This window comes from Streptomyces sp. NPDC088915 (assembly GCF_044749825.1).
In the GTDB taxonomy this organism is placed as follows: domain Bacteria; phylum Actinomycetota; class Actinomycetes; order Streptomycetales; family Streptomycetaceae; genus Streptomyces.
Genome location: NZ_JBIVIR010000002.1, coordinates 138,064 through 152,950, shown reverse-complemented (window position 1 = coordinate 152,950; position 14,887 = coordinate 138,064). Strand labels below are relative to the sequence as shown.

The window sequence follows — 14,887 nt, the reverse complement described above, 5'->3', positions numbered from 1 at the left end:
CGCCGCTTGCACTTCGGCAACAGCGTTGCTTAAGTGAGGAGCATGACTGGCACCGACTCCCCCCGCACCCCCCTCCGCGTCGGACTCGTCGGCTACGGCCTCGCGGGCTCCGTCTTCCACGCTCCGCTGATCGCCGCCTCCGAGGACCTCGTCCTCGCCGCCGTCACCACCGGCAACCCCGAGCGGGCCGCCGAGGCGCGCGCCGCCCATCCGGGCGTACGGGTGGCGGCGAAGCCCGAGGAGCTGTGGGCGCCGGGCGCGGAGGAGCTGGACCTGGTCGTGGTCGCCTCCCCCAACAAGACGCACGTCGAGGTCGCCACGGCCGCCCTGGAGGCGGGCCTCCCGGTCGTCGTCGACAAGCCGCTCGCCGGGACCGCCGCCGAGGCGCGCGGCCTCGCCGCCCTCGCCGAGGAGCGGGGCCTGCTGCTCTCCGTCTTCCAGAACCGCCGCTGGGACAGCGACTTCCGCACCCTGCGCCGGCTCCTCGACGAGGACGCGCTCGGCGAGGTCCAGCGCTTCGAGTCCCGCTTCGAGCGGTGGCGGCCGAAGCCCAAGGGCGGCTGGCGCGAGTCGGGGGCGCCGGAGGAGATCGGCGGGCTCCTGTACGACCTGGGCAGCCACGTCGTCGACCAGGCCCTCGTCCTCTTCGGCCCGGTGGTCTCGGTGTACGCCGAGTCGGACGTGCGCCGGCCGGGCGCCGAGGCCGACGACGACACCTTCCTCGCGCTCACCCACGCGAACGGGGTCCGCTCGCACCTGTACGTGAGCGCCACCACCGCCCAGCTCGGCCCCCGGTTCCGGGTGCTCGGGCAGCGCGCGGGCTTCGTGAAGTACGGACTCGATCCCCAGGAGGCCGCCCTGCGCGACGGACTGCGGCCGGAACCCGGGGCGGCGTGGGGCGTGGAGCCGGAAGAGCTGTGGGGCCGGCTCGGCGCCGGCGAGTCGCCGCTGACCGGCGGCGGAGACCCGGTCGAGTCGCTGCCCGGCGCCTACCCGGCGTACTACGCGGCCGTCGCCGCCGCCCTGCGCGGCACGGGCGCGAACCCGGTCACCGCGCACGAGGCCGCCGACGCCCTCGCCGTCCTGGAGGCGGCGCGGAAGTCGGCCCGCGAGGGGATCACGGTGACGCCGTGAGCAGCTCCGAGGTCGTCGGACTGGAGGAGCAGGAAGCCCGGTTGGTCCTCCCCCGCTTCACGCACGAGGACGCCTGGGCGCTCGGCACGCTCCTGGTCTCCCTGGCCCGGGAGCGGAAGGCGCCCGTGGCGATCGACGTGCGGCGCGGGGCGCAGCAGCTGTTCCACTGCGCGCTGCCGGGGTCCAGCGCGGACAACGACGCCTGGATCGACCGCAAGCGGCGGGTCGTCGAACGGTACGGCGAGAGCTCGTTCCTGGTCGGGGCCCGGTTCCGGGCCAAGGGGACGACGTTCGAGGCGTCCTCGCGCCTCGACCCCGGCCGGTACGCCGCCCATGGCGGGTCGTTCCCGATCGGGGTCGATGGCGCGGGGGTGATCGGCTCGGTCACGGTCTCGGGGCTGCCGCAGGCCGAGGATCACGCCCTGGTCGTCGAGGCGCTGGAGCGGTTGCTCAGTGCGTACGGCGCCGACGCCGGCTGATCATCACGAGGACGCCGCCGCCGAGGGCGAGGGCGATCGCGGTGACGCCCATGACGATCTTCCCGGTGCCGGCACCGGTCTCGGAGAGCTCGCCGTCCGGACCGTGGTCGCCGCCGGAGTCCCCGTACCCACCGGTGCCGCCGTGGCCGCCGGTGCCGTTGTGACCGCCGGAGGTGCTGTGACCACCGGCGCCGCCGGAGCCACCGGCGCCGCCGGAGTCGCCGTGCCCGCCAGGGCCACCTGTACCGCCCGTACCGCCCGTACCGCCGGAGTCGCCGTGCCCGCCGGGACCGCCCGTACCGCCGGAGTCGCCGTGCCCCCCGGAGTCCCCTGAGCCGCCGGTGTCGTCACCGTAACCGCCGTCACCACCGCCGTCCGACGAACCACCGCTCGTGTGGTCGGTGGGGGTCGGGGTGGGCTCGGTCGGGGTCGGAGTGGGTTCCGTGGGAGTCGGCGTCGGCTCGGTCGGAGTCGGCGTCGGCTCCGTCGGCGTAGGCGTGGGGTCCGTCGGCGTGGGCGTCGGGTCCGTCGGCGTCGGCGTCGGCTCCGTCGGCGTCGGAGTGGGCTCCGTGGGAGTCGGGGTGGGGTCGGTCGGAGTCGGCGTCGGCTCCGTCGGCGTCGGAGTGGGTTCCGTCGGCGTGGGCGTCGGGTCCGTCGGCGTCGGGGTCGGGTCCGTCGGCGTCGGGGTCGGGTCCGTCGGCGTCGGCGTGGGCGTCGGCCCCGCGCAGGACGGCAGGTCCCCGTTGAACGGGTAGGCGTGCATCTCCTGCCCGCCGCCACCGGTCGTCTCCGACGCGTGCGTCAGGTTGCCGGTGGTGAAGAAGCGGCCGTTCGTGCCCGGCATGGTCACGGTCGCCGTGCTGGCCTGGTTGCCGATCAGGACGCTGCCCGCGAACTGGGCCGTCCCCTCGAACGTCACCGCCGCGGCGTCCGGGAAGTTCCACAGGACCCGCTCGCGCAGACCGTTCGGCAGCTGGTTGATGTACGTGTCGACGGTGCGGTCGGCGCCGTAGACGTTGACGAGGACGGTCGCCCCGGCCGGGACGCCCTCGAAGCGGATGTTCTGCTGCCCGCCGCTCGCGGACTCCAGGTCGAAGTCGACGTCGAAGACCTGGAGCTCCGAGGAGCCGTCACCCGTGAAGAGGGTCTCCATGCCGCTGTTGACGGCGGTGCCGGTGGTGGCGCGGTGGGCGCCGTCGACGTAGGCGTAGCACCGGCTCGCGTCGGTGAGCCGGTCGCGGAGCGAGAGGTACGGGGCGGCCGCGTCGTCGTCCTGCACCGGGTCCGGGTTCACCGTGCCGGAGCGGGTGCCCCCGTACCGCGTGACGCCGCTGACCGAGCCCTCCTCGGTGAGCAGGCGCTGCCCGGCGGCGACCGTCACGTCCTCGCCGACGGTGAGGAAGTCGGTGCCGTTGGCGGGCGGGACGCGGGACCCGCCGCCCACGATCCCGACGTTGTAGACGGCGGAGGCGCCCACGCGCTTGTTCATGTCGAAGCCGCCCAGGACCACGACCTTGCCCTCGGCCTCGGCCGCGGCCTCGCGGACGAGGAAGTCACCGCCGACGAAGATGTTGATGTTGTTGTCGCGGTACTGGACGGGGGCGCTGTTGAGATCGGGGTACGTGGTGGGGCAGTTGCCCGGCAGGCAGGGCCCGAGGCCGCCCGGGAGGGGGTCGGCGTGGCCGCTGACGGCCAGGGTGCCGACGAGGGCGGTGGCCGCGACCGTGGACGCGGCGATGAGGGCGAGACGGCGCCGGTCCCGCCACTGCGCGTGCGCAATTCGTTCCATATCGGGAAATATGCAAAATGCGCATGAAAATGGCGACGCCCCACGCGGGACGTCGCCGTTTTCACAACGGAAGGGCCCAGGCCCGCCCCCTGACGGCGGGTCAGGAGCGGCCGTTCGGGGAGGGCGGGCCGGGAGGGGCCCGCCCTCCCCGGCCTCAGGCGCCCTTGAGCTCCTGGCGCTGCCGGCCGAGCCCCTCGACCTCCAGCTCGACCACGTCGCCGGGGCGCAGGTACGGCTTGGGCTCCGGCTGCCCCATGGCGACGCCGGCGGGCGTGCCGGTGTTGATGACGTCGCCCGGGTACAGGGTCATGAACCGGCTGACGTACCGGACGACTTCCGCGACCGGGAAGATCTGGTCGGAGGTGTGGCCGTCCTGCTTCAGCTCGCCGTTGACCCAGAGCCGGAGGGAGAGCGCCTGCGGGTCGGGCACCTCGTCGGCGGTGACGAGCCAGGGGCCGAGCGGGTTGAAGGTCTCGCAGTTCTTGCCCTTGTCCCAGGTGCCGCCGCGCTCGATCTGGAACTCGCGCTCGGAGACGTCGTGGGCGACCGCGTACCCGGCGACGTGGGCGAGGGCCTCCTCGTCGGTCTCCAGGTAGCGGGCGGTGCGGCCGATGACGACGGCCAGCTCCACCTCCCAGTCGGTCTTCACCGAGCCGCGCGGTACGAGCACGGTGTCGTCCGGGCCGACGACGGTGTCGGCGGCTTTGAGGAAGACGACGGGCTCGGCGGGGGCGGCCGCGCCGGTCTCGGCGGCGTGGCCGTGGTAGTTGAGGCCGATGCACACGACCTTGCCGATCCGGCCGACGGGCGGGCCGACGCGCAGCCCGGTGGCGTCGAGCGGGGGCAGCACCCCGGCACCGGCCGCGGCGCGGATCCGGTCGAGGGCCGCGGCGTCGGCGAGCAGGCCGCCGTCGACGTCGTCGACGAGGGCGGAGAGGTCGCGGAGGGTGCCGCCCTGGTCGAGGAGGGCGGGCCGCTCGGCTCCGGGCGGGCCGACACGCAGCAGCTTCATGGTCTTCTCCCTGTGGTCGAGGTGGGCCCGGGGTGGGCCCCGGGGTGCCCCGGCCGATGGAGTGCGGCCATCGGAGGATTGGTCGATCGTCCAAGAGAACGGGCCGCTCGGCAAGCCCCCGCCCACGCACTGGACCCTTACGGGCGAGTAGCAACGGCGTCGCCGGGCGCCCCTTCCTCCGGCGTGCGGAAGAGGAGGGCGCGCTCGACGACGGTCCAGGCGGTGCTGGTGACGACGTAGAGGGCGGCGGCGAGCGGGACGACGACGACCGTGATCAGGGTGGCGAAGGAGAGCAGCGGCATCACCTTGGTGATCGCTCCCGCGCCGGGGGTGGGCTGCCCGAGGTCGAGGGGCTGGGCGGCGAGCTGCCGCTTGCCGTGGCGGTAGCCGAAGGCGGCGACGGCGGTGACGAGCGCGAACAGGACGAGGTAGACCTGCCCGGCCGGGCCGAACGCGCCGCCGTGGGAGAGGGCGTCGGCCCAGCGGTCGCCGAGCGGGGCGGCAAAGAGGGCGTGCCCGGCCATCCGGTCGCCGGCGAACAGGTGGTACATGAGCAGGAAGGCGGGTGCCTGGAGCAGGCTGGGCATGATGCCGGCGAAGGGCGAGACCTTCTCCTTCGCGTGCAGGTCCAGGATCGCCTTCTTGAGCCGCTCGGGGTTCTCGGCGTGCTTCTTCCGGAGCGCGGCGAGCTGCGGGGCGATGCGGGTGCGAGCCTTCTGGCCGCGGGCGGCGGCCCGGGAGAGCGGGTGGACGGCGAGCCGTACGAGCGCGGTGAAGAGGACGATCGCGGCGGCGGTGGCGGTGGTGGCGAAGAGCGGCTGGAGCAGCTCGGCGAGCCGCTCGACCAGGGTGGCGAACAGGGACATGAGCGCGGACATGGGGGAGCCCTCCGTGGGGTCTCGTCGTGCCGGGGAGAGGTGTTTCTCGGCATGACGGATCCGCGCGAGGGGTTCCTGCGAGGGTGTCCGGGAGCTCCCTACGCGGCCGTCGGGAGGGGACGGCCGGGAGCCCGGGGTCTGCGGCGGCCCGCGGCGTCGGGGTCGCGCTGCGGCAGGAAGGCGGTGCGCCGCTCGCGGTCGCGCATGGCGGTGCGGACGGCGGTGGGCGGCACGGCCGGGGCCGTACGGGCGCCGGACAGGGCGCGGACGAGGGTGGCCGCGGCGAGGGCGACGGCGGCGGAGACACCGGCTCCGGCGAGGGCGCCGGCTCCGTCGGACAGGAGCAGTCCGGCGAGGGCGAGCAGGAAGAGCAGCGGCGCGAAGACCCGCAGGGCGGGGGTCCTGCCCGTCATCCCGTCACCTCCTCCGTACCGCCGGTCTCTCCGCCGTGAAGACGCACGGCGGAACGGGGAAGTTCCCGCGCCCCGCCTCGTGATCTAGACGGTCTCCAGGGGGACGAGGAGGCGCCGGGGCCGCAGGAGGGCGCGGCCGACGGGGTCGGCGGGGTCCGGGTCGAGCCCGGCGCCGGGCCGCATCTCGACGTCGGCGGGCGGGACGGGGAGGCCGCAGGCGGGGCACGCGCCGCCGGGGCCGAGTTCGGTGCCGCAGTCGGCGTGGTGGAAGTGGCGCATCGGCAGGGTGCCGGGGAGTTCGGTCCGGGCCCAGGAGCCGAGCGACCACAGGACGGGCCAGAGGGCGAGGCCGCGTTCGGTGAGGACGTACTCGTCGCGCGGGGGCGACTCCTGGTAGCGCCGCCGTTCGAGGACGCCGATCTCGACGAGGGCCTGGAGGCGGGCGGCGAGGACGGCGCGGGGGGCGCCGAGGTGGGCGAGGAAGTCGCTGTAGCGCCGGACGCCGTAGAAGGCGTCGCGCACGAGGAGGAGGGTCCAGCGCTCGCCGACCACTTCGAGGGCGCGGGCGATGGAGCACTGCTGCTGGGCGTAGTCCTTGCCGAGGGCCATGGGATCCATCGTACCGAAGCGGGTTCATTGAACGAACCGAGCTGCTACCTTGAGTTCGTTCATTGAACCGACCGAGCCGTCGACCGATGGAGGACGCCCCGTGCCACGCCGAGCCCCCTTACCCAAGGCCCCCTCCCCCTCCCTCTCCCCCTCTCCGTCCCCGTCCCGGGAAGGGCACCCGGGGGCCGTCCTCGCCGTGACGGCGACCGCGACCGCCGTCGCGCTGATGAACTACACGGCCCCGATGCCCACCCTCCCCGCCGTGGCGGCCGCCTTCGGAACACCGCCCTCCGCCCAGGCCTGGCTGCTCAACGGCACCCCGCTCGGCCTCGCCGCCCTCCTCCTCCTGGCCGGCGGCCTGGCCGACGCGTACGGGCGGCGCCGGGTCTTCCTCCTCGGCACGCTCGCCCTCGGCCTCACCACCGCACTCGGCGCCCTCGCGGGCTCCACGACCACCTTCACGGCGGCCCGGATCGCCCAGGGCGCGGCGAGCGCGGCCGTCCTCGCGGGCAGCCTGGGCCTGCTCGCCCACGCGTACCCGGCGGGCCGGGACCGGATCAGGGCGACGGGCGTCTGGGGCGCGTCGGTGAGCGGCGGCATCGCCCTGGGCCCCCTCCTCGCGGGCGCGCTGAGCCTGGCGGACTGGCGACTGGCGTACGGGGCGCTCGGGGCGGGGGCGCTGGTGACGGCGGCGGCGGGAGCGCGATGGCTGCCGGGGCCGACGGCGTCCCGGAGCGGAACCGGGGCGCCCCGCCCGGACGTCGCCGGAACACCCCGCCCGGACATCGCGGGGGCACTGACCCTCGGCCTGGCCCTGGCGGCCCTGCTCACGGCGCTCACCCTGGGCAGGGACGGCTGGCTGCGCCCCCGGGTGGGCCTCCTGCTCCTGGCCTCGGCCGCCCTGACGGCCCTGTTCGCGGTGGTGGAGACCCGGCGGAGGAACCCCATGGTCGACCTGGCGCTGCTGCGGCGGCCCGCGTTCCTGGCGTCGACGCTGGGGGCGCTCTTCACGGGCCTGGCGGTGATCGGCCTGTTCAGCGTGGTGCCCACCCTGCTCCAGGCAGGCACCGGGATGTCACCCCTGAACACGGCCTGGCTGTTCCTCCTCTGGTCGGGAACGGCGTTCGTGTCGGCCCTCCAGACCCGCCGCCTGGCGGCCCGGCTCTCGGCCGCGCACCAACTGACCCTGGGGTTCGTCCTGTCGGCGGCGGGCGTACTGACGTTCCTGGGGGCCCTGGAGAACCACGCGGGCGCGTGGCGCCTCCTCCCGGGCCTGCTGGTGGCGGGCGTGGGCAGCGGCCTCCTGAACGCGGCACTCCCCCGCCTCGCGGTCGACTCCGTACCGCCGGAACGGGCGGCGATGGGCTCGGGCGCCAACAACACCGCCCGCTACATCGGCTCCTCGGCCGGGGTGGCCCTGACGCTCGCCCTGACGACGGCGGGCCCGGACGCGGCCCTGGCGGCGTCGGCGGCGCTGGCACTGACGGGGGCGGGGCTGACGCTCGTCCTGGCGAGGAAATAAAGCCCCGAAAAGAGAGATCACCCACTCTCCACAAAGGGATACGAGACCCGGGGGAAAAACCCCGCAGGTGAAGCGCAAGAAAGCGACACGCCCCCTCCCCGCCCGGGACACGACAAGCACGGACGCACCAACTCTCCGGGGCCGTACAGCAGTACGGTGGGACGCATGCGCCCCGACACGCCTGCAGCCCACACCACCGAAGCCGAGCGCCTGCTGCGCACCGCCGCGCAGTACCCGGGTGACCGGGAGCCCCTGTGCCTCCGGGCGGCGGCCCACCTGGAGCTGGCGGGCGACCGCCCGGGCGCGACGGCCCTCTACGACGACCTCCTGTCGTCCGAGCCGGCGAACCCGCACCTGATCAGGGCGCTGAAGGCGGCGAACCTGTGGGAGTACGGGCACGAGGCCGAGGCCCGGGCGATCATCGAGGGGCTCCGGGGCGCCCGGCCGTCGGACGCGGCGCCGTGGGAGATCGCGGCGGAGACGCTGGAGGCCCACGACGAGCTGGAGGAGGCGGAGTCGACCCTGACGCAGGCGGCGAGACTCCTGGTGCTCTCGCCGGACGACCTCCCCCACGCGACCCGCTCCCTGATCACGACCCGGCACCGGGTCCGCCGGATGCTGGCGCTGCCGCACGACGACTGGGACGCCCTGGCGGACCGGCTGCACACGGGCGCGGTCCCGCTGGACGAGCTCCACGACCCGAAGCGCCTCTGGTCCCTGGGCTCGGAGGACCCGGCGGAACTCCAGGCCGAGATCGCCCGCCTCCGCTCCGAACTGGGCACCTACCGCACGGCCCTCTCCCGCCCCTTCCCGGTCGCGGTCCTCCACTGGCCCGAAAGGGAACTGGACGAGCTCCTCGCGTCGTACCCGGAGCTGGAGACGGAGTACCCGACGTACGAGGCACACCTGACGGACATCGAGGCCTCCCTGCGCGAACTGGCGACCGCCGGCACCCCCAACCTGGGCATCGTCCGCGCCACGGTCCCCTCCTACGAAGCCTTCGCCGCCTCGGAATCCACCCGTCCCTCGAACGCGGACCTCCTCCCCCAGTACGCCACCACCCTGGCCGCCCGAGGCCGAGCCACGGCCTGGCCGCCGGCCCGGGGGGCGGAGTGCTGGTGCGGGTCGGGGGAGACGTACGGGAAGTGCCACGGCGGTTCGCAGGAGTAGCTCTTCCCCACGAGAAAGGCATGCAGGTGAAGGAGGCCGAGTCCTGGGTACCCCCGGAGGGTTCCTGGGCATCGTCCGCGGGGAGACGCCGCAACATGCAGGCGATCCGGAGCAGGGACACCAAACCGGAGTGGCTCCTGCGCCGTCTGCTGCACGCGCAAGGACTCCGATACCGGGTAGCAGCCAAGCCGTTGCCCAATCTGCGCCGGACAGCGGACATCGTGTTCCGGCCGACGAAGGTGGCCGTCTTCATCGACGGCTGCTACTGGCACGGCTGCCCTGAGCACTATGTTCCGCCAAAGACGAACCCCGGCTACTGGTCGGAGAAGGTCGCGGGCAACATGGCCCGCGACCGGGACACCGATCAGCGCTTGGCGGAAGCGGGCTGGACAGTCCTGCGCTTCTGGGAACACCAGCCGCCTGAAGAATGCGCAAGCACGGTACTCCGTACTGTGCTTGACCGCCGGGAAAGGCTGCTAGAGGGGAAGCTCCGGGGCGACGAGTGACGGGTCGTCTTCCGGCTCGAACTCGGGACTGGGGTCTTCGTGCAACGGACCAGTCCGGAGAAGGGCTTCCCGGATGCTCTCACCGACCGCTGCGGCGACGGGCGGAGGGAAGGCGTTACCGACCTGCCGGTAGCGCGCAGTCTTCCCGCCTCCCTTGAACTCCCACTCTTCAGGAAAGCCCTGGATGATCGCCGCTTGCGCAACGGTGAGCTTGGGTCCTCGTTCCAGATTTCCGAGGTCACGGTCAGGGTCGACCATCTTGTCCTCGTCGTTGGCTACGCCCATGGCGTCCACGCCAAGTGCAGCCCATGCCTTCTTCGCTCTCGTAGGTCCGAGATCCGCGCCGCCGTGCTTCTTGGAACCGCCGACAAGCGTAGGCGCTACGGTGCCCAAGCTGGCCTTCTTGAGCCACTCTTGGTAACGAGGGGAATCCTTACCCCCAAGCCGCTGCGCCATCGAATCGCCCAGCTTTTCTGCAACAGTCGCAATCTTGGAGTACGGCTCAGGCCATGAGAATCCCCGGTAACTGTCCTCGCGGATGGCAACCAGGATGGCACGCGGACGAAGTTGCGGCACTCCGAAGTTCTGGGCTTCCAGCACCCGCCAACCACAGATCACATATCCGGACTTGCGGAGCCGGTTCTTGATGTGATTGCGGTAGTAACGGAACTTACGTTCAGGTTCAAGCAGGCCACGCACATTTTCAATCATGACCGCGCGCGGCTGAAGCTCATCAACAAGGTCAAGCATTTTAGGAAACAAATCCCGCTCGTCTTCGCGGCCGAGCTGCTTTCCCGCGGAAGAAAAAGGCGGGCAGGGGACTCCCCCGGCCAAGAGGTCGAGCTGGCGCGGCTTGAGCAGCTCCGCCTCGCTCTGCGCGTCGCCTTCTTCCCCGTTCATCCCGAGAGGGGCCCGAACCTGCTCAAGAGGACGGAAATCCTTGACGTCCCCCTCCGCGACGAGGCAGTGCTCCTTCTCCCAAGCCCACTCCCGCTGGTTCCCGATGTTGTGCCGCAGCGTCTCAACGGCGTGCTTGTCGATCTCGACCAGGGCGAGGTGCCGGAAGCCAGCCTGGTGGAGCCCAACAGCTTGGCCACCGGCACCCGCGCAGATCTCGATCGAGGTCAGCTTGTGGTCGGTGGTACTCATGGACTCCTCCAGGCGCGGTGGTTGCACGCGTGCAAGTTGCTTGCACGCGTGCAAGTGTCGCATCCCCCACTGACGTCAGTGGCGCGGCCGCTCCTGGAGCACTGCGGGCGATCAGCTCTTCATGAGCCTCTCGAGGTCACCCTCCAGCTCTTCACGCGTGACGGCGGGGAGCTGCCGGTACAGACCCCACGCCTTTTCCGCCGGGCTCAGCGGCCGGAAGTCCGCCTTCATCCACGCCAGCAGGTGGCGCTTGCCCTGGAGCGGCAGCTCCTTCATGCGATCCCAGACCTGTTCCTTGGTCATCTGCACGCCGGTAAGGTGCTTGACCGTCTCGTTACACCGAGCGCACTCCGTGATCAGGTCTTCGGCACTACTCCCGCCTCCCGACTTGTGCGGATTCACATGACCGAGAGTGAGACGCGCACGAGCGCTGGGGTCATCCGCGTACCGCTCACCCGCCGCAGCTCCGCAGCGGCGGCACATGTGACCGTCCCTCTCGTACACGTAGCGCCTGGTCTTCGCGCTGATCTGGCGCAATCCTGCCGCACGGTGCTCCGGCTCCCAGACGGGCTGGCCGATCTTCTCCAGGTACAGCTGATCCGGCTGGAGACTGGGCTTGTCGCGGTAGGTCAGGATCACCCAGCCGGCAGGCCGCAGATCCCGCATGCGACGGTCGACCTGTTCCGCCCCCTTGATCGCCTCGCGGAGCGACGCCTTGGAGAAGACCCCTCCTTCCTTTACTTCGTCACGCAACCACAGCGCTACACGGATGCGAGCGCCCAGCGACTCATCTCGCCAGCTCAGTTCCACCTCAGCCACAACCCTTCCAGCACTCGCAAGCTCGTTCGATAACCACTCTTTCGAGTGACAACCATAGCTTGCCGACACTTGCCGCGGCAAGTGGCGGCAAGTGGCCCTTGCCTGCACAGATTCATGCGCCCACAACCTGCGAACACTCAGTGCACCGAACCCACTCCTAGATGACTCAACAAGGCGGCCATGTCGGCCGGCGCCAGCCCCGCGGCCACCGCTGGCTCCTCTTCGAGGTCTGCGAGCTGCTGCACCGAGGGGTCATCAAGGATGCGCCCCATAAAGTCCAGCTTCTGTTCAAGCCGCGTCATCACCACTTCATCGATGGTGTTCCGTGCCACAAGAACGGTCGCATTGGTCTCGGTGTCCGGCGGCAGGCCGAGACGGTGAATCCGGTCCATACTCTGGAGGAACCGGCCAGCCATAAAATCCCGGTCCACATAGACGGCTTCGTGACATACCTGGTGCAGGCTGATCCCCTCTCCCAGGGTGGCCGGGTTAGAGATCAGCACCATGCAGTCCGGATCTTCGCGGAAGCGGCGCAGTTGCTCCTCCCGGTCGGGCGTTCCTCCGTACACCACCGCAGGACCGAATTTTCCGAGAAGCTTCTCGAGCGTTGCTAGGCTCCTGACAAAAGTCGTCCATACAAGCGTTTTGCGGCCCTTCTCCGCATTCTCCGCCACGATAAGAGCCGCCTCCTGGTACTTGGGCGACATCTCGTGGTCCGGGAGGTTCTGCATCAGGGAGTACAGGGAACTTCCCTGCGGCACCTCCAGTGGAGGCAGCTGATAAGCGAGCGGGTCGTACCGGTTCGCACCCTCGGTCAGGAGCGCGGGGCACACCGCGGCCATCAGCAGTCGCAGGGCCGTCTTCCCGAGCGCGCTGAGATCCTCGCGTGCGGCGCCGTTCGCCTCTCCTCCGACCAGCGAGGTGTAGATCTCCTCGTGCAACGGCGGCATGTCCACGTAGCGCATCTGGAGCGACATCGGCGGGAGCCCGAGCTCCTGCTTGGTCGTGCGGGTGAACAAGGGGCGCAGAACATTGCTCGCATAGGCCAGGTCGCCGCCGGCAACCGCCTGTGTGACCGTACGCTGCCCATGCCCGGGCCAAACAAAGCCGAGCAGGTTCTCCAGGTCCTTGGCCCCGTTGGGAGCGGGCGTACCGGTGAGAATCAGTCTGCGCCGGGCGAGCGGCCCCAGGGCCATGCAGGCAGCGCCGTACGTACCCCGCGCACCGAGCTTCATGCGGTGCGCCTCATCAAGGATGATCATCGATGGTGCGGCCTTCAGCCAGGCAGCCAGCATCGTGAGCGACCGGTCCAGCCGCTCGTAGTTGACGATCAGCACCTCCGCCCACTGATCGTAGGCCTTGCCGAGGATGTCGGTGCGCAGCGGATGCTGGAAGCAGACCGCGCTCTCGTACTGCCATGACTCATAAGCAGACTTGGGGCAGACAATGAGCAGCCGCTTGACCTTTCCCTGGGTTTTCTGGCTGGCATAAACCGCCAGGCCCACCCGCGTCTTGCCGGCACCGGGAACGCTGAAGTTGGCACCGTGCTGAAGCGAGAGCAGCTTGGCGACATCACGCCGCTGGAAGTCACTGAGGTCGGCCTTCCACTCCTCTCCCAGCAGAAAGGGGACCTCGTCAGGGGGGGTCTCTCCCGTATGGTCCGCCGCGTCCAAGCGGTCCTTGACCGCCTGGGCGTCCTGGAGGACGCCGACCACCAGCTCCTGAAGCTCTGGAGCCCACTCCACGCCAGACGCGTCAGGCCAAGAGGAGAGCGCACCCAGGCCCCCCAGCAAGTCGTTGAGCTCGACCACGGCCGCTACGGGGCCGAGTTGGCCACCCGACCGGAATCGGGCGGCCAGCTGGACGAGTTCGTCCCGGTGCTCTTCCGTCGTCCGGAGAACGACCTTCGTGCGCGTCTCATCGAAATCAAGACGCAGCGACATACCCTCGGTGACCTCACTCATCCGGAGGTCTCCAGGGAGACAGCCTCGATGAGCCAGGCCACACCGTCACCGGGGGTCTTGGCGCCACGCCCCGCCTGCTGAGCAAGCTTCCGCAGACTCTCGCGCAGCTTCAGTACGGCCTCGTCCAGCGCTTCCTCGTCAAGGCTGCGGGAAGCCCGCGCCTGCACGAGCTCCACCACGCTCTGGTCAATGTCCGCACAGGCGTCCGCGATACGGGCGGGCGCCATCTGCTTCCTCTTCTTCAGCCTGGCGTCACGGCCCGCAGCGTCAATCGCCTGGTCGAAGGCTTCGCGAGCCTCCTGGAAGACATCCTGGGCCCGCTTCCTGTCCTGGTCAGAGGCCGCGTCACCGGAGGCGCTGGCCATCGCCTTCGCACGGAGCACCTTGTCGTTCAGAGCCCGGGCCTCCGAGACCGCAGAGGAAGCGCCAGGAAGCGTCACGCCGCCCAGCCCCGGGACGGACACAGCCGCCTGCGCGCCCGCCGGCTCGCTGAAGTCAGGCGACATCGTCCGGGACAGGTACCGGTCACGGAAGCCCTCATCGATGTGCCGCACGTCCGTCTTGGCGAAGCCCATGACGATGGCAGCCATGCGGAGCTCCTTCAGCACGTCCGCGCGATCAGGATCGACCCCGGTGAGCTTCTCGTGTGCGCGGTGCAGCTCCTTGAGCTTCTCCTGGTGGTCCTCGAAGTCGACAAGCCGCAACCCGGGCGCACCACCGTTCGCACTGCGCGAGATCTGCTCGCGGATCGTGCCCAGGATCCAGCGCTCCTGGTGGTAGGTGGACGTCCGGATACGGAAGTCCTTCGCGATGGCGTCGGGTGTCCGCCCAAGCTTGGCCTGCTCCTCCATGGCGAGGAGACGGTTGATGTACGAGTAGTCCCGCCGGTGGTCCCTGCGCAGCTGCAGTGCCAGCTCAACGGAGCTGATGTCAGCCCACGTGAACGACTCCGGCAGCACGCCCACCCGCATCGTCTGCTGGCCCAGCTCGCGAAGCGCTGCCGCACGCGTGTTGCCGTTGACGAGGATGCCGCTGTGGGTGATCAGGCCGGGATCGTTCTGCCCGAACTGTTCGAGGCTCTCCTTGAGCTTGTCAAAGTCCGGATCCCTGCGGTTGGGGTCGGCCGGATCGGCCTGGAGGAGGAACTGCAGGTACTCCTGGCTGCCTCCCGTCCAGGGATCTGCGGACAGGGCCGCGTCCTTGGCGGGGTCATGGCTGCGCTGTGCCCTGATGCGGTGAGTTCCGGGATTGTAGAAGACGGAGCTGATGGGGCAGTCGATCACCTCGCAGTGAAGCGCCTGGCCGTTCCAGTCCACCGTGACCGTTTCACGGGTTCCGCCGGCACTCTTCACGTCCTCAAGCCGCTTCTTGACCAGTTCGCTGAACTCGGCGGCGCGCGGCGGCTGTGAAAATTCCTGCTTCATCTGCTTACTGCGTCCCCTC

Annotated in this window: 14 protein-coding genes; 5 read left to right on the top strand and 9 right to left on the bottom strand. The window is 70.7% G+C overall.

Annotated elements, in window-relative coordinates:
* Positions 1 to 42: 42 nt before the first annotated feature.
* Both ACIP5O_RS04325 and ACIP5O_RS04320 read left to right on the top strand, forming a co-directional pair.
* Complete coding sequence (locus ACIP5O_RS04325) at positions 43 to 1,134, top strand: Gfo/Idh/MocA family oxidoreductase (protein WP_401288435.1); 1,092 nt, start codon at positions 43 to 45, stop codon at positions 1,132 to 1,134.
* Positions 1,131 to 1,613: a heme-degrading domain-containing protein gene (locus tag ACIP5O_RS04320; RefSeq protein ID WP_401288433.1), complete on the top strand. Its 483-nt coding sequence runs from the start codon at positions 1,131 to 1,133 to the stop codon at positions 1,611 to 1,613. Before ACIP5O_RS04325 ends, ACIP5O_RS04320 begins: the two co-directional genes overlap by 4 nt.
* Here ACIP5O_RS04320 and ACIP5O_RS04315 read toward each other — a convergent pair.
* The 5 genes from ACIP5O_RS04315 to ACIP5O_RS04295 form a co-directional block, all read right to left on the bottom strand.
* On the bottom strand, positions 1,585 to 3,402 hold the full coding sequence (locus ACIP5O_RS04315) for a choice-of-anchor A family protein (RefSeq protein WP_401288431.1): 1,818 nt from the start codon (positions 3,400 to 3,402) through the stop codon (positions 1,585 to 1,587). The two genes, ACIP5O_RS04320 and ACIP5O_RS04315, sit on opposite strands and share 29 nt — an antisense overlap.
* A gap of 154 nt (positions 3,403 to 3,556) precedes the next feature.
* Positions 3,557 to 4,414, bottom strand: coding sequence for a fumarylacetoacetate hydrolase family protein (locus tag ACIP5O_RS04310; protein WP_356540825.1), 858 nt, complete (start codon positions 4,412 to 4,414; stop codon positions 3,557 to 3,559).
* Between the two features lie 137 nt (positions 4,415 to 4,551).
* Positions 4,552 to 5,292 (bottom strand): YidC/Oxa1 family membrane protein insertase, encoded by a 741-nt coding sequence (locus ACIP5O_RS04305; protein WP_401288428.1) that lies wholly within the window; start codon positions 5,290 to 5,292, stop codon positions 4,552 to 4,554.
* Between the two features lie 98 nt (positions 5,293 to 5,390).
* On the bottom strand, positions 5,391 to 5,705 hold the full coding sequence (locus tag ACIP5O_RS04300; protein ID WP_401288425.1) for a DUF6412 domain-containing protein: 315 nt from the start codon (positions 5,703 to 5,705) through the stop codon (positions 5,391 to 5,393).
* Positions 5,706 to 5,789: 84 nt separating this feature from the next.
* On the bottom strand, positions 5,790 to 6,314 hold the full coding sequence (locus tag ACIP5O_RS04295) for a winged helix-turn-helix transcriptional regulator (protein WP_401288422.1): 525 nt from the start codon (positions 6,312 to 6,314) through the stop codon (positions 5,790 to 5,792).
* Between the two features lie 100 nt (positions 6,315 to 6,414).
* Here ACIP5O_RS04295 and ACIP5O_RS04290 point away from each other — a divergent pair, with 100 nt between their 5' ends.
* The 3 genes from ACIP5O_RS04290 to ACIP5O_RS04280 all read left to right on the top strand — a co-directional run bounded on the left by ACIP5O_RS04290 (position 6,415) and on the right by ACIP5O_RS04280 (position 9,512).
* Positions 6,415 to 7,836, top strand: a complete 1,422-nt coding sequence (locus tag ACIP5O_RS04290) for an MFS transporter (RefSeq protein WP_401288419.1) — start codon at positions 6,415 to 6,417, stop codon at positions 7,834 to 7,836.
* Positions 7,837 to 8,001: 165 nt separating this feature from the next.
* A complete protein-coding gene (locus ACIP5O_RS04285) occupies positions 8,002 to 9,006 on the top strand; it encodes an SEC-C metal-binding domain-containing protein (RefSeq protein WP_401288417.1) in 1,005 nt (334 codons plus the stop codon).
* 20 nt (positions 9,007 to 9,026) lie between these two features.
* Positions 9,027 to 9,512, top strand: coding sequence for a very short patch repair endonuclease (locus tag ACIP5O_RS04280; protein WP_401288415.1), 486 nt, complete (start codon positions 9,027 to 9,029; stop codon positions 9,510 to 9,512).
* Here ACIP5O_RS04280 and ACIP5O_RS04275 read toward each other — a convergent pair.
* The 4 genes from ACIP5O_RS04275 to ACIP5O_RS04260 all read right to left on the bottom strand — a co-directional run bounded on the left by ACIP5O_RS04275 (position 9,483) and on the right by ACIP5O_RS04260 (position 14,868).
* Positions 9,483 to 10,661, bottom strand: coding sequence for a DNA cytosine methyltransferase (locus ACIP5O_RS04275; protein ID WP_401288413.1), 1,179 nt, complete (start codon positions 10,659 to 10,661; stop codon positions 9,483 to 9,485). The two genes, ACIP5O_RS04280 and ACIP5O_RS04275, sit on opposite strands and share 30 nt — an antisense overlap.
* Positions 10,662 to 10,772: 111 nt before the next feature.
* Positions 10,773 to 11,471 (bottom strand): HNH endonuclease, encoded by a 699-nt coding sequence (locus tag ACIP5O_RS04270; protein WP_401288410.1) that lies wholly within the window; start codon positions 11,469 to 11,471, stop codon positions 10,773 to 10,775.
* Between the two features lie 146 nt (positions 11,472 to 11,617).
* On the bottom strand, positions 11,618 to 13,444 hold the full coding sequence (locus ACIP5O_RS04265) for a DEAD/DEAH box helicase (protein ID WP_401288407.1): 1,827 nt from the start codon (positions 13,442 to 13,444) through the stop codon (positions 11,618 to 11,620).
* Positions 13,441 to 14,868, bottom strand: a complete 1,428-nt coding sequence (locus ACIP5O_RS04260) for a hypothetical protein (RefSeq protein WP_401288404.1) — start codon at positions 14,866 to 14,868, stop codon at positions 13,441 to 13,443. Before ACIP5O_RS04260 ends, ACIP5O_RS04265 begins: the two co-directional genes overlap by 4 nt.
* Positions 14,869 to 14,887 lie beyond the last annotated feature (19 nt).

What these genes read in the sequence shown, in the direction of transcription:
- ACIP5O_RS04325 (WP_401288435.1), top strand. Translation starts at nt 43, where the DNA reads ATGACTGGCACCGACTCCCCCCGCACCCCCCTCCGCGTCGGACTCGTC.
- ACIP5O_RS04315 (WP_401288431.1), bottom strand. Translation starts at nt 3,402, where the DNA reads ATGGAACGAATTGCGCACGCGCAGTGGCGGGACCGGCGCCGTCTCGCC.
- ACIP5O_RS04310 (WP_356540825.1), bottom strand. Translation starts at nt 4,414, where the DNA reads ATGAAGCTGCTGCGTGTCGGCCCGCCCGGAGCCGAGCGGCCCGCCCTC.
- ACIP5O_RS04305 (WP_401288428.1), bottom strand. Translation starts at nt 5,292, where the DNA reads ATGTCCGCGCTCATGTCCCTGTTCGCCACCCTGGTCGAGCGGCTCGCC.
- ACIP5O_RS04300 (WP_401288425.1), bottom strand. Translation starts at nt 5,705, where the DNA reads ATGACGGGCAGGACCCCCGCCCTGCGGGTCTTCGCGCCGCTGCTCTTC.
- ACIP5O_RS04295 (WP_401288422.1), bottom strand. Translation starts at nt 6,314, where the DNA reads ATGGCCCTCGGCAAGGACTACGCCCAGCAGCAGTGCTCCATCGCCCGC.
- ACIP5O_RS04285 (WP_401288417.1), top strand. Translation starts at nt 8,002, where the DNA reads ATGCGCCCCGACACGCCTGCAGCCCACACCACCGAAGCCGAGCGCCTG.
- ACIP5O_RS04280 (WP_401288415.1), top strand. Translation starts at nt 9,027, where the DNA reads ATGCAGGTGAAGGAGGCCGAGTCCTGGGTACCCCCGGAGGGTTCCTGG.
- ACIP5O_RS04275 (WP_401288413.1), bottom strand. Translation starts at nt 10,661, where the DNA reads ATGAGTACCACCGACCACAAGCTGACCTCGATCGAGATCTGCGCGGGT.
- ACIP5O_RS04265 (WP_401288407.1), bottom strand. Translation starts at nt 13,444, where the DNA reads ATGAGTGAGGTCACCGAGGGTATGTCGCTGCGTCTTGATTTCGATGAG.
- ACIP5O_RS04260 (WP_401288404.1), bottom strand. Translation starts at nt 14,868, where the DNA reads ATGAAGCAGGAATTTTCACAGCCGCCGCGCGCCGCCGAGTTCAGCGAA.